Origin of the sequence: Pseudarthrobacter sp. efr-133-R2A-89 (genome assembly GCF_030209315.1) — a bacterium.
Taxonomy (GTDB): Bacteria; Actinomycetota; Actinomycetes; order Actinomycetales; family Micrococcaceae; genus Arthrobacter.
This window is the reverse complement of sequence record NZ_JARVSE010000013.1, coordinates 100,976-119,535: the sequence shown is the minus strand read 5'-3', so window position 1 is coordinate 119,535 and position 18,560 is coordinate 100,976. Positions and strand designations below refer to the sequence as shown.

Below are 18,560 nucleotides of genomic sequence, written 5' to 3'. Positions count from 1 at the left end.
GCGGCTACGCCGAAAGCTTCGCCGGCACCTCACCATCGCGGAAGTGCGCTTCGAGGTCCTCAAGGGAGTGGCCCTTGGTCTCCGGCACGAACTTGATGACGAACGCCAGGGAAGCCACGTTGACCAGGACGAAGAGGCCGAAGGTACCCGTGGATCCCAGGGCATTGACCACGATCGGGAACAGGAAGGAGATGGCCGCGTTCACGGTCCACAGCGCGAAGACCGCAATTCCCATGGCGAAACCGCGGATGGCCAGCGGGAACATTTCGGAGAGCAGGAGCCAGACGCAGGTGCCGATGAAGCACTGGACGAAGGCAACGAACAGCATCATCGCGGCCAGGATGGTGTAGCTGGCAAGGTCCGACTGCGGGAGGAGGAAGACGACGGCCAGCAGGGCCTGGGCACCGACAACTCCGGAGAATCCAATCACCAGCATCCGGCGGCGGCCAACAAAGCCGAGCAACCAGATACCCAGGACGGTCATGAGCACTGACGTAACGCCGACGCCGATGGTGGCCACCAGCGATGCGCTGACGCCAAGCCCGCTCTTTTCCAGGATGGTGGGGGCGTAGTAGTTCACGGTATTGATGCCTGTTGCCTGCTGGACGGTGGCCAGGCCAATACCGATCCAGAGCAGCCGGCGCATCCATGGGTTGTTCTTCAGGTCGCGGAGGGCGTGACCGCGTTCTTCCTTGGCCGTGCGCGCTGCGTGGGCGATTTCCTCGAACTCGGCGGTTGCCTCTTCCGGGCTGCGGCTCAGGTTCAGGACCCGGCGGCTGTCTTCCAGGCGGCCGCGGATGGCGTACCAGCGCGGCGATTCCGGCAGCATCAGCATGCCGGCGAGCAGTGCGAGGGCAGGGATGGCAGCGATGCCCAGCATGCTCCGCCAGACCTCGTTGTCGTGGATCAGGGCATCCAGGAGCGCATTGATGGCGAATGCCAGCATCTGGCCGGTCACGATCATGAGTTCGTTGATGGTGACCATCCGGCCACGAAGATGGGCAGGAGCCATCTCCGCCAGGTACAGCGGGCAGGTCACGGCGGCGGCGCCCACCCCCAGGCCCAGCACGATGCGGGCGGCAATCATGAAGGTCACGCTGGGCGCAAGGGCGCAGCCCATGGCACCCAGCAGGAATAGCAGTGCGCAGACCAGCAGTGAGCCACGACGGCCCAGCTTGTCAGCCATCCGCCCGCCGGTAAGGGCGCCGACGGCGGCACCGGGGAACAGCAGAGCGCTCACCACGGTTGCTTCCTCCACGGCGTTCATGTTGAGGGAGTCGTTCATGTACAGCAGGGCGCCGGAGATCACGCCGGTGTCGTACCCGAAGAGCAGGCCGCCCAGGGTGGAGATCACGGTGAGCCGGGCGAGGTAGCCGCGGCGCCTGCTGCCGGTGGCAGCCATGGTTTGTTTTTGCAACAGCATTGTTGCCTCTCAAATTCTCTCGGGGACCGGATGACCGGTCGGGAATGTGATGCGTGCCACCTACGTTAGAGCGCTCTAATCCGAGTCGTCAATAAAAAGTCTTAATGTCAGCACAATATTTTTCCCTTCCTTTGGCTGAAGCGCGGCACAGCCATCCTTGACCACCCGGGCGCGCCTGCTACGATCAAGGAAGGAACTATGTCCTATCAAGCGAACATATAGCGTCAAACTGCCCGCAGGCCGGCTGTCCAGACCGGGCGGAGGCGCCCGCACCAAAGACGAGGGGAACGCACCGTGGCGAACAACCTGGGACTCACCATCGACCGTTCCTCCCCCGTGCCCCTGTACCACCAGGTGGTCCAGGGCATTGAAGCGGCAATCTACAGCGGGGTGCTGGAGCCCGGCAGCCGGCTGGACAACGAGATCGATCTCGCCGCACAGCTGAACCTGTCGCGGCCCACCATGCGCAAGGCCATGGATGAGCTGGTCCGTTCCGGGCTGCTGGTGCGGAAGCGGGGCGTGGGAACGCAGGTGGTGTCGAGCCAGGTGCGCCGGCCGCTGGAGCTTTCCAGCCTCTATGACGACCTGACCAACAATGGCAAGAAGCCCACCACCGAGGTGCTGAGCTTCTCGCACCTCGAGGCGGATGACGCCACGATCACTACCCTGCAGCTTCCCGCAGGCTCGAAGGTGTACCACTTCACCCGGCTGCGGAAGGTGGGCGGCAAGCCCCTGGCCCTCATGGAGAACTGGGTGCGCGACGACATTGCCGAGATGGATGAAGCCATGCTCAAGGCAGAAGGCCTCTACTCGATCCTCCGCCGCGGAGGCGTGAACTTCCGGCTCGCCACCCAGCGCATCGGTGCGATGACCGCCAACGAGTACCAGGCTTCCATGCTGGACACCCCGGCAGGCTCGGCGCTGGTGACCATGGAACGCACCGCGGTGGACGATACCGGCCGACGGGTTGAAACCGGCCACCACGTGTACCGCGCCGATTCCTACAGTTTTGAAATGACACTCGTACAGCGATAATCCAAGGAGCCAACTCCATGACCAACTGGGTCTACCCCCTGGGCACCGCCGCCGACGGCACCTGGGACGTGTCCATCGGAACCTCAGATTCCCCCCTGGCCGTGGACGGCTGGGCGCACACCGGACTGAAGGTGGCCACCCTGCCGGCGGGGGCCGCCGTCGAACTCCCCGCCGCGGACGAGGAACGCATCGTGGTGCCGCTCAACGGGTCCTTCACCGTCACCGTTGACGGCACGGACTACCCGCTGCAGGGCCGCCGCTCGGTGTTCGCAGGTCCGACCGATGTGCTGTATTCCGGCACCGGCCGCGCAGTTGGCATCAGCTCGGCCGACGGTGGCAGGGTGGCGGTCGCCACCGCACCGGCCCAGGCTTCCTACCCCACCAGGCTGGTGTCCGCCGCAGAAACTCCGGTGGAGCTGCGCGGCGCGGGCAACTGCTCGCGCCAGGTCCACAACTTCGGCACCCCTGCCGCGCTCGAGGCTGACCGCTTCATCGTGTGTGAGGTGCTCACTCCCGCCGGCAACTGGTCCTCCTACCCTCCCCACAAGCATGACGAGGAAAAAGACGGCGAAACATCCCTTGAGGAGATCTACTACTTCGAGACGCAGGTGGGCGCCGGACCGGGAGCACCTGCAGACGCCGACGCCATCGGCTACCAGCGTGTCTACGCCTCCGATGAGCGGCCCATCGATGTTTCCGCCGAAGTACGGACCGGGGACGTGGTCCTGGTCCCTTACGGCTGGCATGGCCCGGCCATGGCGGCTCCCGGCTACGACCTCTACTACCTCAACGTCATGGCCGGACCCGGGCCCGTGCGGGAGTGGCTGATCAGCGACGACCCGCACCACGGCTGGGTCCGGCAGACGTGGGAGAGCCAGAACATCGATCCCCGGCTGCCGTTCGGCGCGTAGGGAACCTTGCCCGGCGGGTGGCGGCAGGCTGGCATAGTGAGTCTTGTGAAACAGACGTCTCCTGCGCCGCGGTCCGTGACCATGGAGGATGTGGCACGGGACGCCGGGGTGAGCCGCGCCCTGGTGTCCCTGGTCATGCGGGATTCCCCCAAGGTCTCCCCCGCCAAGCGGACGGCCGTGCTGGAAGCAGCCGCCGCCCTGGGCTACTCGCCCAACAGGCTGGCCAGCCGGCTGGCCAGCCACCGGACCAACACCATCGGAGTCCTCTTCCTCGACCTGCACAACCCGGTCTTCGCAGACATCTATGACGGCATCACCGAAGGCCTGGCGGGAAGCGGCAACCAGGTGATGGTCGCCGTCGGCTCCGCTGATCCGGGAACGGAACTGGAAGCCGTCCGGTCCTTCGTGGACCTGCGCGTGGACGGCGTCCTGCTGGCGGGCTATACCGGCACCTCGGCGGATTTGGCCGGGGCACTGCGGGGAACGCCCGCCGTCGTCATCACCCGGGAGCTGGAGGTCGACGGCGTGGATTCCGTTTTGACCGACGACTTCCGTTCCGGAGCGCTTGCCGTGGAGCACCTGTACGGACTGGGGCACCGGCGGATCGCCCACGTGGACATCTCGGACTGGCTCCCCTATACCGCGCGGCGGGAGGGCTACCTGCACGCCATGGAACAGTTCGGGCTGGAGCCACAGCTGGTCCACAGCGACATGACCGAACGCGGCGGCCGGGCCGTGATGGAGCAGTTCCTGGACTCCGGCGCCACGCTCCCCACCGCCGTCTTTGCGCACAATGACCTCACCGCCATCGGCATCATGGAGGCCCTGGCGTCGCGCGGACTGTCCGTTCCGGGCGACGTGGCAATCGTCGGCTGCGACAACATCGAAGTAGCGACCTCCCCCCTGATTGGCCTGACGTCCATTGACCAGCACGCGGGGCAGCTGGGCCGGCTGGCGGCGCAAGCCATGCTGGAGCGGGTCGCCGGGACGGCCGGACAGGCCGTGACCCGGAAGCTTGAACCCGCCCTGATGGTGCGCCGCTCCTCGGATCCCGCCGCTTAGCGGACGGCCAGCTCGTCCACGGCCCGCACCTCTTTGCCCGGCCGCTGTTCGCCCCGCTTGGCGCCCGCCGCGGCAAGGGCCATCACCACCGCTCCGGCCAGCGTAATGGCTGCGCCTGCCCAGATGGGTGAGGTGTAGCCGAATCCCGCGGTGATGGTGACGCCACCCAGCCAGGCGCCCAGGGCATTGCCCACGTTGAACGCCCCGATATTCGCCCCGGAGGCAAGCGTGGGAGCTCCGGGGGCATACTTCATGACCCTCATCTGCAGCCCGGGAACGGTAGCGAAGCCGAAGCCGCCCATCAGGACCAATGAGATGACGGTGAGCACCGGGTTGGCGGCGGTGACGGCAAAGGCCACCAGGACCACGGAGAGGATGGCAAGCACCACCAGCAGCGTCCGGTCGACGTTGCGGTCTGCCGCTTTTCCGCCCAGCGTATTGCCGGCGAAGAGTCCCACGCCAAAGACAATCAGCAGCCATGGCACTGTGGAGGCGGCGAAGCCGGACACCTCGGTCAGCGTGTAGGCGATGTAGGTAAAAGCGCCGAACATTCCGCCGAAGCCAAGGATGGTCACCACGATGGACAGCCATACCTGCCCGGAGCGGAAGGCACGCAGTTCGGAGCGGAGGCTGGCCGCCTCTTCCGTTCCACCGGCAGATGCGGGGACGAGTGCAAGGATCCCGGCGAGCGCGGCTACGCCAATGACGGTGATGGCCCAGAACGTGGCGCGCCAGCCGGCCGCCTGGCCCAGCAGGGTTCCGAACGGGACACCCAGGACATTGGCGGCCGTCAGCCCGGTGAACATCAGGGCAATGGCCCCTGCCTTCTTGCTGGGCGGAACCATGCCGGCCGCCACCACGGCTCCGATTCCGAAAAAGGCGCCGTGCGAAAGGGCTGCGATGACGCGGCCCAGCATCATGGCCCAGTAACCGTCCGCCGTAGCGGAGAGCAGGTTGCCGGCAATGAACAGGACCAGCAGGGCAGCCAGCACGGGTTTGCGCTGGAAGCGGGTTACGGCTGCGGTCAGGCCGAGCGCTCCCACCACCACGGAGAGTGCGTAGCCGGAGATGAACCAGCCGGCGGAGGCCTCGCTGACCTCAAAATCGGTTGCCACCTGCGGAAGGAGGCCGGCGATCACGAATTCCGTGAGGCCAATGCCAAACCCGCCCAGGGCGAGTGCTATCAGGCCAACAGGCATGAGGATGCTCCTTTGAGCTGTTCGTGGTTGTTCCCGAGGCGGGAAGGCGCCTAAGATAGTTGCAGGCGCGGTATTTATTGTTGCACATGCAAATATACCGCGCAAGCAACTATCTATGACCGCAGCAATGGATGGCGCCTTCCGCCGTCTTCGAAGGAGCAACCATGGGCATCAAGGACGACGCCGTTGAGGTCCGTGCCCAGGGCTGGCGCACCCTGGCAGCCCTGCACGGGCTGATCGAAAACGAACTGGAACGCAGCCTCCAGGCCGAGTCGAAGCTGTCTGTGGTGGAATACACGGTGCTTGATGCCCTGAGCCGGCAGGACGGCTGGCACATGCGGATGCAGCAGCTGGCGCGCGCCACGGCACTGAGCCCCAGCGCAACCACCCGGCTGGTGAACCGGCTGGAGGACCGGGGCCTGCTGACCCGGATCCTGTGCGACGACGACCGCCGCGGCATCTACACCGAGTTAACGCCCAGCGGCCTCAGCCTCCTTGAGGAAGCGAGGCCGGTGCACGACGCCACCCTGGAACGTGCCCTGGGAGCGGCGCGGGACATCCCCGAGCTGGCACCGCTGGTGGATGCGCTGCCGCGGCTGCACGCGCGCGCCTAGGACACCGGCTCCTTAAGACACCAGCAACGCCCCCGGATGGTGCTCGTGGGGGCGTTGCTGGTAAGAAGCGGGTGTGGCTGGTCCGGTCAGGAAATCTTCGCGGCGGACGCCTCAGCTTTGCCGCCGGCGACGTTTTTGAAGTAGTGCTCCAGGTCCTCAAGGCTTTTGTCCTTGGTTTCGGGAACGTATTTCGCGGCGAAGGCGATGGCCCCCACACCAAGGACTGCAAACACGAAGAACGTGTTGGAGATGCCGATGGCGGCCAGCAGCTGCGGGAACCCGAATCCGATCAGGAAGTTCACGATCCACAGCAGGAAGGCCGAGGCCCCCATGCCCAGGCCGCGGATCTTCAGCGGGAAGATTTCCGAGAGCATCAGCCAGGTGACCGGGGAAATTGCGCCCTGTTGGAAGGCCAGGAACGTCACAGTGAGTGCCAGGATGACGAAGCCCCGGGCGGAGCCTTCCGGCAGGATCAGCGAGAAGAAGCCGATCAGCAACAGTGCCGTGGTGGTCCCCACCTGCCCGGTGATCAGCATCCTGCGCCGCCCCACCCTGCCCAGCAGCCAGATCCCCACGAACGTGGCCAGTACCGAAATGACCCCATTGGCGATGTTGGCCGTCAAGGCAGCTTCGCGTCCGAAGCCGGACTGCGAGAGGATCTGGGTGCCGTAGTACATGATCGAATTCACGCCGGTGATCTGCTGGATCACCGCGAGGCCCAGGCCCACCACGAAGATCCTGCGGAGCCACGGGATGCCCAGGTCCTTCCATGAACCCATTTTGGACTTGTAGTCCTCTACGGCCATGGCCTTGACTTCCTCGAATTCCCTGCGGGCTTCCTCCTGCGACCGGATCCGCTGCAGTACGCTGAGCGTCTCGCCGAAGCTGCCGATGGAGGCCAGCCAGCGTGGACTCTCGGGCATGAAGTTCATCCCGATCCACAGCGCGATGGCGGGCAGGGTGGCGATGACCAGCATCCAGCGCCAGATGCCGTGCGATTCACCGAAGGAGTTGCCCAGGTAGGCGTTGAAGATGAACGCAAGCAGCTGCCCGGTGACGATCATGAGTTCGTTCTGGGTGACGATCCGGCCGCGCCGGTTGCTCGGCGATACCTCCGCCAGGTACACCGGCACTGTCACCGATGCCCCGCCCACGGCGAGTCCCAGGATGAACCGGGCGGCGATCATCACCCCGGTGTTGGGCGAGAAGGTGCAGCCGATGGTGCCCGCGAGGAAAATGACCGCCAGCACCATGATCATTTTGCGTCGGCCGTTGCGGTCCGCCAGGCGTCCGCCGAACAGGGCGCCGAAGGCTGCACCGAACAGCAGGGACGATGTGACCAGGCCTTCGGTGAGCGGCGTAAGGCCCAGGTCCTCCTGCATATACGGCAGTGCGCCATTGATCACGCCGGTGTCGTAGCCGAACAGCAGGCCGCCGAAGGTGGAGATGATGGTGACGGTCCGCAGGGCCCGGTGATGGTTGCCGGGCTGCATGGACGCTGACCTCCCGGAGGCAGGCGAACTCATAGGCTTACCTTTTGGACGTACTGCTTCATGGTTTCCAGCTGGTAGCGGGAGACCTCTTCGGCATATTCGTTTTCGGCAAAGACGCTGGAGACCATCACAGTATTCTCGCGGTCCAGGAAGCCGATTTCCTTCAGGCCGCCGAAGAACTCGTCCCAGTTGACGTCGCCGTCGCCGATCTTCAGGTGCTGGTGGACGCGGACCGGGTTGCCCGGCGGGTTGGTGATGTAGCGCAGCCCGTGTGAGGCGTGGTGATCCATGGTGTCGGCCACGTGGACCAGGCGGAGCTTGTCCCCCGCCGCCCGCATGATGTCCAGCGGGGAGTTCTCCATGTGGAAGCTGTGCGACGCCACATAGACCATGCCGACGTTCTTCGAGTTCACGCCCCGGATCACGCGGATGGCGGCGAGGCCTTCCTCCACGAAGTCGTCGGGGTGGGGGTCGATCAGCAGGTCGATGCCCTCACGCTCGATGATGGGCAGCAGTTCCTCCATGGAACGGTAGAACGCCCGCTCGGATTCCTCGGCCTTTTCCGGCCTGCCGCTGAACTCGGTGTTCATGGTGCTGACGCCCAGGTCCACGGTGATCTGGATGGCACGTTTCCAGTAGCGGACGGCGGCCTCACGCGCGTCCTCGTCCGGGCCGGACCAGCGAAGCACCGGCAGGACCGAGGCGATCTCGATTCCGGCATCCTTGCAGGCCTTCTTCAGCTGGCCCACCAGCTCATCGTCCGCCTTGGGGTGGTTGAAGAAGGGGATGAAGTCCGCGTGCGGGGTCATCTGCATGTACTTGTAGCCAAGGTCCGCCACCACCTTGGGGAACTCCAGCAGGCTGTGCGAGTGGTGGAACGGGGTGGGGTCAAGTGCGATTTTCACGAAAACACTCCATTGTGGATCAGTCAGGGGGCAGGAGAAGGGGACGGAATGCATTCCGTCCCCTTGTTTGTCCTACTTGTAGAGGTCGGGCTTTGCGGCCAGCTTCACGGCGACCTTTTCACCATTCTTCTGCGCTTCGACGCCTGCTTCGCAGCACGCCGCGGTGGCGTACCCGTCCCAGGCGGAGGGGCCGCCGATTTCGCCCTTAAGTGCCGCATCAACCCATGACTGGATTTCGACGTCGTACGCCGCACCGAAGCGCTCTTCGAAGCCCGGGGAGACGTTGCCGCCCCAGCGGCCGGAGCTGCGGGTGTAGGGCCCCTTGTCGCCGCCGATGCTGACGATGCCGTCCTCGAACGAGGCCTGGGTGGCCACCTCGTAGCCGAACTTGGCGTTGACGTAGATTTCGACGTCGGCCAGCACGCCGGACTCGGTCTCCAGCAGGACGTGCTGGGGGTCGTGCTGGCCGTTCGGGGCGTTCCGGGTGGCCTTGCCCAGGCGGACCTGGACACTGGTGATTTCCTCACCCGTGAAGAACCGGATGGCGTCGAACTCGTGGACCACGGAGTCGTTGATCAGCATCTCGTTGGTGAAGCCCTCGGGGGTGCTCGGGTTGCGGTGCTGGTGGTGCAGCATCAACAGTTCGCCGAGTTCGTGGTTGCGGATGATCGAACCCAGCGTGGCGTACTCGGCGTCGAAGCGGCGCATGAAGCCCACCTGGATCCGCTTGTGGCCCAGAGCCACCTCTGCCTCGACGATCTTCCAGGAGGATGCGGCGTCGGGGGTGAGCGGCTTTTCGCAGAGGATGGGGATATCCCTGGCGAGGGCCTTGAGCAGGATGTCCTCGTGCAGGAAGCCGGGGGTGGCGATCAGGACGGCGTTGACATCACCGTTGTTGAGCGCTTCCTCGGCATCGGCGAGGGCCACGGCGCCCGGAATGCCTTCGATGGCGGCCTGGGCTCGGGCAAGGTCGACGTCGACGACGGCGGCAACTTCGGCTCCGTGGATGCGCTTGTTGAGGCGCTGGATGTGGTCGGCGCCCATGCGGCCTGCGCCGATGACGGCGACGCGGAGGGTTTCAGTCATTGTTTTGTTCCTTCAGTGTCTGTGGCGGGTTAGCTGACGGCGGTGCGGGAGCCGCAGGACAGCAGGTAGTTGCGCGTGCGCTTGGCAATGGGCATGGGGACGTCGAAGGCCACGGGATACATGTCCTGCTCCACGATGCCGAAGATGGGCCGGTTGAGCGTTTCCACGGCGTCGATGACGGCGCGCAGGTCCGGCAGGCCGTTGGGCGGTTCGGTCATGACGCCGGCCAGGTTGGCAGCTGCCCAGGTCATGTTTTCCTCGTTGACCCGCCTGAGGATGTCCGGATTGATCTGCTTCAGGTGCAGGTAGCCGATCCGGTCCGGGTAATTCTTGATCAGTTCCAGGCTGGAGGCGCCGCAGTATTCGGCGTGGCCGGTGTCCAGGCAGAGGTTCAGGTACTGCGGGTCCGTGGCACCGAGCAGCGTCTCGATGTCCGCCTGCGCGCCCACGTGGGAGTCGGCATGGGAGTGGAACTGCTGCTTCAGGCCGAAGTCCTCCAAGAGGGTCTTGCCCAGGCGGTTGTGGCCGTCAAACAGGTCGCTCCAGGCCTTGTCGTCCAGGGTGCCGCTTTCCACGGCTTCGCCTGTGACGTCGTCGCGCCACATGGCCGGGATGACCACGATGTGCTCACCGCCCATGGCGGCCGTCAGTTCAGCCACCTTGCGGGCCGGCTCCCAGGCTGTTTCCCACTGGTCCAGGCCACGGTGGAAGGCGGTGAACACCGTGCCGGCGGAGATCTGCAGGTCGCGCTGCTTGAGTTCCTCCGCCAGGCGGGCGGGGTCTGTGGGCAGGTAGCCGTAGGGGCCCAGTTCGATCCACTTGTAGCCGGATTCGGCCACCTCGTCCAGGAAGCGTTCCCACGGGGTCTGCTTGGGGTCATCTGCGAACCAGACGCCCCAGGAGTCCGGCGCCGTGCCGATGATCAGCTTGTTCTCAGTCATTGTCTGTCTCTTTGATAGGGGCCACGCCGCTAGGGTTCCCTGGCCGGGCTTGCGAGGCGAGGGTGGCGGTGGGGATCAGTTGGAGGGGAAGTTGTAGGAGGCGCCGGAGGCGTGGTGGGTTTCGGGCCAGCGGGAGGTGACCACCTTGCCGCGGGTGTAGAAGGATACGCCTTCGGGTCCGTAGATGTGCTTGTCGCCGAAGAGGGATGCTTTCCAGCCGCCGAAGGAGTGGTAGGCCACCGGGACCGGGAGGGGCACATTGATGCCGATCATGCCCACGGTCACCGACCGCTGGAACTTGCGGGCGGCGGCGCCGGAGGAGGTGAAGATGGCGGTGCCGTTCCCGTAGGGGTTGGCGTTGATCAGCGTGATGCCGTCTTCAAGGGTGTCGACGCGGACCACGACGAGGACGGGCCCGAAGATTTCCTCTTTGTACGCGGTCATTTCGGTCTTCACGTGGTCGATGACGGTGGGGCCCACCCAGAAGCCGTTCTCGTGGCCCGGCACCACGAGGTCGCGGCCGTCCACCACCATGGCGGCGCCGGCAGTTTCCGCCTCTGTGACAATCTTGACGATGCGTTCCTTGGAGGCCGGGGTGATGACCGGCCCCATTTCGGCGCCGGGTTCGGTGCCGTTGTTGACCTGGACGGCTTCGGCGCGTTCCTGGACTTTGGCGACCAGGGCGTCGGCGGCGTCTCCAACGGCAACGGCGACCGAGATGGCCATGCAGCGTTCCCCGGCGGAGCCGAACGCAGCGGCGGCGAGGTGGTCGGCGGCGTTGTCCAGGTCGGCGTCGGGCAGGATGATGGCGTGGTTCTTTGCCCCGCCCAGGGCCTGGACGCGCTTGCCGTGCTTCGTGGCGGTTTCGTGGACGTACTGGGCGATCGGGGTGGACCCGACGAAGGAAATGCCGTCCACGTCCGGGTGGGTCAGCAGGCCGTCGACCGTTTCCTTGTCCCCGTGCAGGACCTGGAACACACCGTCCGGCAGCCCGGCCTCCTTCCACAGCTTAGCGAGCAGCAGCGAGGCGGAGGGGTCACGCTCGGAGGGCTTGAGGATGAACGCGTTGCCAGTGGCGATCGCCATCGGCGCCATCCACAACGGCACCATGACCGGGAAGTTGAACGGCGTGATGCCCGCGACCACGCCGAGCGGCTCGCGGAAGGAGAACACATCGATGTCGGTGGAGACCTGGTCCGAGTAGTCGCCTTTGAGCAGGGTGGGGATGCCGCAGGCGTATTCGACGACTTCCAGGCCGCGCCCGATCTCGCCCTTGGCGTCGGAGAGGACTTTACCGTGCTCGGCGGTGACCAGCTGGGCCAGTTCATCGACGTGGGCGGCGACGAGCTCGCGGAACTTGAACAGCACGGCGGTTCGCTTGGCCAGGGAAATGTCGCCCCAAGTATCTGCGGCTTTGCGGGCGGCGGCGACGGCGGTGTCCAGGTCGGCCCGGTTGGCCAGGCGCAGTTCCCCGGTCACCGCACCGGTGGCCGGGTTGTACACGTTCGTGGTGCGGTCGCCTTCGCCGGCGGTCTCGGCGCCGTTAATGAAGTGGTTGATAACCGTGGTTTCGGTGGTGGTGGCAGTCATGTGACTCTTCCTTGAGTAGTGGAAAGTGTGCTTAGCCGAGCAGTTTGCGCTGGCGGGACTTGTGGTCGACGTAGGTCTGGAAGGCCTGCTTGGTGGAGTCCAGTTCGGAGACCTGCGAAACGGGGACGTCCCACCAGGACTCGGAGGACGGGGCGTCAAGGAGCGGGTCCGATTCGACGTGGATCAGGATCGGGCCGCTGTTCTCGGGGGCGGCCCTGGCGTCGCGGATGGCCTGTTCCAGTTCGGCGATGACTTTCCCGCCGGGCTCGATCCGGATGACCTTCACGCCCAGGGACTCGGCGTTAAGGGCCAGGTCCACCGGCAGGGTCTCGCCGTCGTCGAAGCTGTGCTGCTCCTCGTCCAGCGCCCGGTACTGGGTGCCAAACCGCTGGGACCCGAGGGATTCGGACAGGGAGCCGATGGAGGCGTAGCCGTGGTTCTGGATCAGGACCACGATCAGCTTGATGCGTTCGGCGACGGCGGTGACCAACTCCGTGTGCATCATCAGGTAGGAGCCGTCCCCCACCATCACGACGACGTCCCGCACCTGATCACCCGACCCGCCTGCCGCCGTCGTACGTGCTGCTTCGGCGATGGCGGCGCGCTTGACTCCCAGTCCGCCGGGGATCTCGTAGCCCATGCAGGAGTAGGCGTATTCGACGTGGTAGCCGAACGGGTCCCGCACGCGCCACATCTTGTGCAGGTCACCAGGCAGGGACCCGGCGGCGCAGATGACCACGTCGCGGGCGTCCATGGCCCGGTTGGTGGCGCCGATGATCTCGTTCTGCGCCGGCAACGGGGTGTACCGGGTGTCGAACGCCTCGTCCACGGTGGCGTTCCAGCGCTTCTTCTCGGCGGCGACCTTCTGTTCCAGGTCCGCCCCGACCCGGTAACCGCCCAAGGCTGCGTTGAGCTTGACCAGGGCCTTGCGGGCATCGGCAACGATCGGCAGCGCGGTGCCGTGCTTGTAGGCGTCGATCGGGGCGACGTTGATGTTCACGAACTTCACGTCGGGGTTCTGGAACGCGGTCCGGGACGCAGTGGTGAAGTCCTCGTAGCGGGTGCCGATGCCGATGACCAGGTCCGCCCCGGCGGCGAGGGCGTTGGCCGCCGTCGTGCCCGTGGAACCAATGGCACCGAGGGAGAACTGGTGGTCCCATGGCAGCACGCCGACGCCTGCCTGCGTGTTACCCACCGGAATCCCGGTCAGCTCGGCGAACTTTGCCAGTTCCTCGTTGGCATAGGCGTAGAGGACGCCGCCGCCGGCGATGATCAGCGGACGCTTCGCCGCGCGGATGGCTGCGGCGGCGCGGGCGATGTCCTCGTCGTCGGCCTCGGGGCGGCGGATCCGCCACTCCCGCTCCGCCAGGAACTCGGCGGGGACGTCGAAGGCCTCGGCCTGGACGTCCTGCGGCAGCGAAATCGTGACAGCACCGGTCTCGGCGGGGTCGGTGAGGACGCGCAGGCCGTGGTGGAACGCGGAGAACAGCTGCTCCGGACGGTTCACCCGGTCGAAGAACTTGGACAGCGGCCGGAACGCGTCGTTGACGGTGATGTCATAGGCGTGGGGCTGCTCCAGCTGCTGCAGGACGGGGTCGGCCGCGCGGGTGGCAAACGTATCGGACGGCAGCAGCAGCACCGGGAGCCGGTTGGTGGTGGCCAGGGCGGCGCCGGTGAGCAGGTTGGACGAACCCGGACCGATCGAGGTGCTGATGGCGAACGTTTGGCGGCGGCGGGTGTGCCGGGCATAGCCGACGGCCTGATGGACCTGGGCCTGCTCGTTCCGGCCCTGGTAATACGGCATCAGGGCCGGGTCCTGCTGCTGGTACTGCTTCAGCGCCTGGCCCACGCCGGCCACGTTGCCGTGCCCGAAAATCCCGAACGTGCCCGGAATCAGCCGCTCACGGTAGTCAACGCCGCCCACCGTGTCCACGGTGTACTGCTTGGAAAGGTATGCGACGACGGCCTGGGCCACCGTCATCCTGCGCGTAGTTGTGCCCATGGCTAGTTCTCCGGGAATTCTATGGTGTGGTGCAGGAGCGAGGCTGCCGCGGCAACGGCGCCGGCGACGTCCCCGTCCGCGGGATAGAGAAGGGTACGGCCAACGGTGAGGCCCTGGACGCCGGGCAGTGCCAGCGCAGCCTGCCAGGAGGCGAAGACTTCGTCCTGGGATCCGTCCGGATCCCCGCCCAAGAGGACGGTTGGCATGGTGGTGGCGGCCATGACGCGTTCCATCTCCGCCACCACGGGAAGCTTCATCCAGGTGTAGGCGCTCGTGGAACCCAGGCCCTCGGCGATGGCGATGGACTTGATCACGGAGTTGGTGGAGAGGTCGTTGCGGACCCGGCCATTTTCGCGGACGGACAGGAACGGCTCCACCATGGCGATCAATTTCCGCTCCGCCAGGGAATCGATGGCCTTGGCTGTCGCTTCCAGGGTCGCCACGGTGTCCGGGTCGCCCAGGCAGATACGGGTCAGCATCTTGCCGCCGTCCGCACCGAGCGCTTCGAGGGCGGCGGCGGTGTGGCCGGTGAACCGGTCGTCGAACTCGTTGACCAGGCCGGACAGGCCGCCGCGGTTCATCGATCCGAACACCAGCTTGCCGTCCAGGGCGCCCAGCAGGAGCAGGTCGTCCATGATGTCCGGGGAGGCCAGGACTCCGTCAACGGCCGGGTTGGCCAAGGCGATCTGCAGCCGGTCCAGCAACTGGCGCCGGTCCGCCATGGCCACCGGATCGCTGCCGACGGACAGGGCACCGCGCGCCGGGTGGTCGGCGGCGACGATGAAGTTCTGCCGGCCGGCCTTTACGCCGGGGTGGTGGCGGCGGGACTTCGCGGCGCGGGCCACAGCGTCAGGGTCTTCCAGGCGGATGGTGCTTAGGTGCTCGTAGCGGCGGGGATTGTCATCCACGGCGTTGGTCGAGGCGGCGTGCGTCAGGGTCACAGTGCTGCTCCTTCGGGAATTGAAGCGCCCGAAGCCGCACCCGGCACGGTACGGCCGCGTTCGGCCAGCAGCGAGGTGACCTCATCCGGCGTCGGCATCGCATCGGCGCAGGACAAGCGGGAGGCCACAATCGCTCCCGCGGCGTTCGCGTAGTCCAGGACCTGCTCCAGCGGCCAGCCGGACAGCAGCCCGTGGCAGAACGCGCCGCCGAACGAATCACCGGCACCCAGGCCGTTGAGGGTTTCCACCGGGACGGGGGCGGAGACCACGCGCTCGGTACGCGTCTTGGCCATCACGCCTTCGGCACCGAGCTTGACGACGGCGATCTCGACGCCGGCGGCCAGCAGCCGGTCCGCCTGCTCGTCCGGGGTTCCCTCCCCTACGGCCACGGCGCATTCCTTGTCATTGCCGATGGCGACGGTGACATGCGGGAGGATCCTGGCCACTTCTGCGCGGGCTTCATCCTCGGAGGCCCAGAACATGGGCCGGTAGTCCAGGTCCAGGATGGTGAACTGCCCCTCGGCCAGGCCGGTGCGTGGACGGGCCTCATGGGCAGCGAGGTGCGCGGAGCGGGAAGGCTCCTGGCACAGGCCGGTCACCGTGGACCAGAAGATGCGGGCCCCGCGGATGGCTTCGAGGTCCAGCTCTTCAGCCTTGATCTGCAGGTCCGGAGCGGTGGGAAAACGGCCGTAGAAGTACAGCGGAAACTCGTCTGTGGCCGGTTTAATGGCGCAGAATGTGACCGCCGTGGGCCAGTCCCTTACCGGCGTGACGAACGTGTCGTCGACATTGAACTTGTGCAGTTCCCGGTGCAGGTAGGTGCCGAATGCGTCGTCCCCGGTGCGGGTAATGACCCCCGTCCGGCGGCCGTGGCGGGCTGCGGCAACAGCGACGTTGGACGGTGAACCGCCCAGGTATTTGCCGAAGGAGTTGACGTCCTCCAGGCCAACCCCGATGTCGTTCGGGTAGATATCAACGCTGATGCGCCCGATCGTAAGAAGCTCGTGGGTCACGGTGATCGTGGACCTTTCTGGTGTGGAACTCGGGTCCTTTGCGGAGCAGGAGGTCCGGGACTGGCAGGCCGTGGCGTGGGCCACACGGACTACTTTGCCCTAGATCGAATGTCCTGTCAAAGGTTTGTACTGACATGCTTACAACATAGATTCGAACAAGCCACCCCGGATGGGCACGCCCGCGCTACTTCCGCGGAACGGCCAATTCGCCCGTCACGTACTGGGCGCGGCCAAAGCCGAAAGACCAGTCGCCGGCAGTATTTTCGACATAGCCGATGAAGACGTCCTCGCCGGCAACCCCAACTTCGGCAAGCTTTTCAGCCACTGCAGCAAAGAGCCGTTGCTTGGCCTCCTGGGACCGGCCGCCCTGGGTGAAGATCTGGATCATCACCACTCCTCCGGTGCGCTCGAACCCCAGTCCGGCGTCCTGCGCGAAGATTTGCCCCCGCGGGTGCTCGGTGAGGATGTGGAAGTAGTCCCGCTCCGGAATGCCGTACTCCGCAAGGATCGCGTCGTGGATTCCGCGGCTCAGCTGCTGCAGCTCGCCCGCGGTGCGGCCTTCGTTAACGTCAATGCGAACCAATGGCATGGAGCTTCTCCTTCACGTAGTTTGTACTGACATACTAACAAACAGGATTTTGATATCGCAAGACACCTCTTGCGGATGATGACAGGCAGGCCTAGTATTAATCAACCTAGAGGTTTATAAACATTTAGGTTGATTATGAGAAGGTGGGAATCGTGGCGGATGACGACGCGGCTTTGGATGTGGCGTTCCTTGCCCTGGCCGACCCCGTTCGTCGACGCATCATCGCCCGGTTGAGCCGTGGTCCGGCCACCGTCAATGACCTGGCCGAACCCTTCGAGATTTCCAAACAGGCAGTTTCGAAGCACATCCAGGTACTCGAGCAGGCAAATTTGGTCACCCGCAGCAGGGACGCCCAGCGCCGGCCCGTCCACCTGAACCCTGCACGGCTGGAGGCGCTCACTGCCTGGATCGACCAGTACAGGCTGGTCCGCGAAGGGCAGTTCCGCAGCCTCGATGCGGTGCTTGAATCCAGCGCCGGGCAAACGGCGCCAAAGGCAAAGGACAGGAAATGACCAACGAACTGAAGATCACCGCCCCCGAGGGGCTCCCCTACATCGACTTCGAGCGTGAGTTCGACTTTCCGGTGGCGGACGTGTTCCGGGCCCACAAGGACCCGGAACTGGTGGTCCAATGGCTTGGCCCGCGGGGCATGAAGATGGAAATGGACCACTACGACTTCCGCACCGGCGGAAGCTACCGGTACATCCATACCGGCCCGGAGGGGGTGCCGTACGAGTTTCGTGGCATCTTCCACACGGTGCGCGAGAACGAGTTCGCCCTGCAGACCTTCGAGTTCGGTGGCTATCCGGACTCGGTCAGCCTGGAGTCCATGACGTTCGAGGAGCTCGACGGCGGCCGGTGCCGGCTGCGGGGCCACGCCATGTACCAGAGTATGGAGGCACGCGACGGCATGCTGCACTCAGGCATGGAGGGTGGCATGTCCGAAGGCTACGAGCGGCTGGACGAACTGTTGGCGGGCGCATCGGTCTGACGCAGGAGGAGGGCTTCGTCCAGCACACGGCCAAGGTTGTCGGCATCGTGGGCGAAACGGCCCAGGAAGAGTCCGTCCGCGGCCGGCAGCCGGGGAAGCAGTCCGGGCCCCGCGCTGCCGCCGTAGATAAGGGGGCAGGCAGGGCCAAGCTCTGCACGGATCCGCGCCAGGACGGCGTTGACGTGGCGCGGTGGGGCGGGCTCCTCCGCACCGATGGCCCAGACTGGTTCGTAGGCCAGGACCAGGCGGTTCAGCAGGGCGGGGTCGCCGTCCGTGGCGGCGCGGACCTGTTGCACGCAAAAGGCGGCGGCAGCTCCGTCGTCGAGCCTGTCCGGCTCGCCGATGCAGAGCAGCGGGGTGAGGGACTGTTCGACGGCGGCACGAACCTTGCGTGCCACCACGGCGTCGTCCTCCGCGAAAAGTTTGCGGCGTTCGGCATGGCCGATCTCGACGAGGGAGACGCCAAGTTCGGCCAGCATGCCGGGGCTGACTTCACCGGTCAGTGGCCCGTCGCCCCAGGCGCAGTTCTGCGCGCCGAGGAGTACGGGCGAACCTGCCAGGATCCGCGCGGCGGGCTCCAGGACAGGGAAGGAAGGGATGACGAAGACCCGGACCGGGGACTCCGTGGCAGAATCCATGCCCAGTCCGGGCCTGTTGTCTACGATGGAACGCACCTCCGACAGCCAGCGCAGGCTTGCCTGGTAGCCCAGGTACATCTTGGTGCTGACACCGATGTAAAGGGGGCTGCTGCCGGAGGTGCTCATG

At 65.7% G+C, this 18,560-nt stretch carries 18 protein-coding genes; 6 read left to right on the top strand and 12 right to left on the bottom strand.

Going from position 1 to position 18,560, the window contains the following annotated elements:
* Window positions 1-4: 4 nt before the first annotated feature.
* Window positions 5-1,402, bottom strand: a complete 1,398-nt coding sequence (locus QRM95_RS19800; RefSeq protein ID WP_285249125.1) for a sugar porter family MFS transporter — start codon at window positions 1,400-1,402, stop codon at window positions 5-7.
* A 315-nt stretch (window positions 1,403-1,717) separates the two neighbouring features.
* Between QRM95_RS19800 and QRM95_RS19795 the strand changes: the two genes are divergently transcribed.
* The 3 genes from QRM95_RS19795 to QRM95_RS19785 are packed head-to-tail and all read left to right on the top strand — an operon-like array spanning window position 1,718 to window position 4,431.
* Window positions 1,718-2,458 carry a GntR family transcriptional regulator gene (locus tag QRM95_RS19795; protein WP_285249124.1) on the top strand — a complete coding sequence of 247 codons (741 nt, stop codon included), beginning with the start codon at window positions 1,718-1,720 and terminating at the stop codon, window positions 2,456-2,458.
* Window positions 2,459-2,475: 17 nt separating this feature from the next.
* On the top strand, window positions 2,476-3,369 hold the full coding sequence (iolB, locus tag QRM95_RS19790) for a 5-deoxy-glucuronate isomerase (RefSeq protein WP_141180845.1): 894 nt from the start codon (window positions 2,476-2,478) through the stop codon (window positions 3,367-3,369).
* Between the two features lie 36 nt (window positions 3,370-3,405).
* Entirely contained in the window at window positions 3,406-4,431 is a 1,026-nt protein-coding gene (locus QRM95_RS19785; protein ID WP_285249123.1) for a LacI family DNA-binding transcriptional regulator, read from the top strand.
* Here the strand turns inward: QRM95_RS19785 and QRM95_RS19780 are convergent.
* The gene (locus QRM95_RS19780) at window positions 4,428-5,630 is read right to left on the bottom strand and encodes an MFS transporter (RefSeq protein WP_285249122.1); all 1,203 of its coding nucleotides are present in this window, start codon (window positions 5,628-5,630) and stop codon (window positions 4,428-4,430) included. The genes QRM95_RS19785 and QRM95_RS19780 overlap by 4 nt on opposite strands.
* A gap of 164 nt (window positions 5,631-5,794) precedes the next feature.
* Here QRM95_RS19780 and QRM95_RS19775 point away from each other — a divergent pair, with 164 nt between their 5' ends.
* Entirely contained in the window at window positions 5,795-6,244 is a 450-nt protein-coding gene (locus QRM95_RS19775) for a MarR family winged helix-turn-helix transcriptional regulator (RefSeq protein ID WP_141180842.1), read from the top strand.
* Window positions 6,245-6,330: 86 nt separating this feature from the next.
* On the opposite strand, the gene QRM95_RS19770 is transcribed toward QRM95_RS19775, so the two are convergent.
* From QRM95_RS19770 to QRM95_RS19730, 9 genes are all read right to left on the bottom strand, one after another.
* The gene (locus QRM95_RS19770; RefSeq protein ID WP_285249121.1) at window positions 6,331-7,770 is read right to left on the bottom strand and encodes a sugar porter family MFS transporter; all 1,440 of its coding nucleotides are present in this window, start codon (window positions 7,768-7,770) and stop codon (window positions 6,331-6,333) included.
* Window positions 7,767-8,642, bottom strand: a complete 876-nt coding sequence (locus tag QRM95_RS19765) for a sugar phosphate isomerase/epimerase family protein (RefSeq protein WP_285249120.1) — start codon at window positions 8,640-8,642, stop codon at window positions 7,767-7,769. The genes QRM95_RS19770 and QRM95_RS19765 overlap by 4 nt, the downstream gene beginning before the upstream one ends.
* A 72-nt stretch (window positions 8,643-8,714) precedes the next feature.
* Window positions 8,715-9,728 (bottom strand): Gfo/Idh/MocA family protein, encoded by a 1,014-nt coding sequence (locus QRM95_RS19760; protein ID WP_285249119.1) that lies wholly within the window; start codon window positions 9,726-9,728, stop codon window positions 8,715-8,717.
* 29 nt (window positions 9,729-9,757) lie between these two features.
* Window positions 9,758-10,669: a sugar phosphate isomerase/epimerase family protein gene (locus QRM95_RS19755; RefSeq protein WP_285249118.1), complete on the bottom strand. Its 912-nt coding sequence runs from the start codon at window positions 10,667-10,669 to the stop codon at window positions 9,758-9,760.
* Between the two features lie 75 nt (window positions 10,670-10,744).
* Window positions 10,745-12,259 (bottom strand): CoA-acylating methylmalonate-semialdehyde dehydrogenase, encoded by a 1,515-nt coding sequence (locus QRM95_RS19750; RefSeq protein WP_285249117.1) that lies wholly within the window; start codon window positions 12,257-12,259, stop codon window positions 10,745-10,747.
* A gap of 31 nt (window positions 12,260-12,290) precedes the next feature.
* The gene (iolD, locus tag QRM95_RS19745) at window positions 12,291-14,261 is read right to left on the bottom strand and encodes a 3D-(3,5/4)-trihydroxycyclohexane-1,2-dione acylhydrolase (decyclizing) (protein WP_285249116.1); all 1,971 of its coding nucleotides are present in this window, start codon (window positions 14,259-14,261) and stop codon (window positions 12,291-12,293) included.
* A gap of 2 nt (window positions 14,262-14,263) precedes the next feature.
* A complete protein-coding gene (locus QRM95_RS19740; protein ID WP_285249115.1) occupies window positions 14,264-15,202 on the bottom strand; it encodes a Cgl0159 family (beta/alpha)8-fold protein in 939 nt (312 codons plus the stop codon).
* Window positions 15,199-16,215 (bottom strand): 5-dehydro-2-deoxygluconokinase, encoded by a 1,017-nt coding sequence (gene iolC / locus QRM95_RS19735; protein WP_141180835.1) that lies wholly within the window; start codon window positions 16,213-16,215, stop codon window positions 15,199-15,201. The genes QRM95_RS19740 and iolC overlap by 4 nt, the downstream gene beginning before the upstream one ends.
* A gap of 184 nt (window positions 16,216-16,399) precedes the next feature.
* A complete protein-coding gene (locus QRM95_RS19730; RefSeq protein ID WP_285249114.1) occupies window positions 16,400-16,804 on the bottom strand; it encodes a tautomerase family protein in 405 nt (134 codons plus the stop codon).
* 152 nt (window positions 16,805-16,956) lie between these two features.
* On the opposite strand from QRM95_RS19730, the gene QRM95_RS19725 reads away from it, so the two are divergent.
* On the top strand, window positions 16,957-17,316 hold the full coding sequence (locus QRM95_RS19725; protein ID WP_141161354.1) for an ArsR/SmtB family transcription factor: 360 nt from the start codon (window positions 16,957-16,959) through the stop codon (window positions 17,314-17,316).
* A complete protein-coding gene (locus QRM95_RS19720; protein ID WP_141180834.1) occupies window positions 17,313-17,795 on the top strand; it encodes an SRPBCC family protein in 483 nt (160 codons plus the stop codon). Before QRM95_RS19725 ends, QRM95_RS19720 begins: the two co-directional genes overlap by 4 nt.
* On the opposite strand, the gene QRM95_RS19715 is transcribed toward QRM95_RS19720, so the two are convergent.
* Window positions 17,753-18,559, bottom strand: a complete 807-nt coding sequence (locus tag QRM95_RS19715; protein ID WP_285249113.1) for a triose-phosphate isomerase family protein — start codon at window positions 18,557-18,559, stop codon at window positions 17,753-17,755. The genes QRM95_RS19720 and QRM95_RS19715 overlap by 43 nt on opposite strands.
* Window position 18,560: the final 1 nt, after the last annotated feature.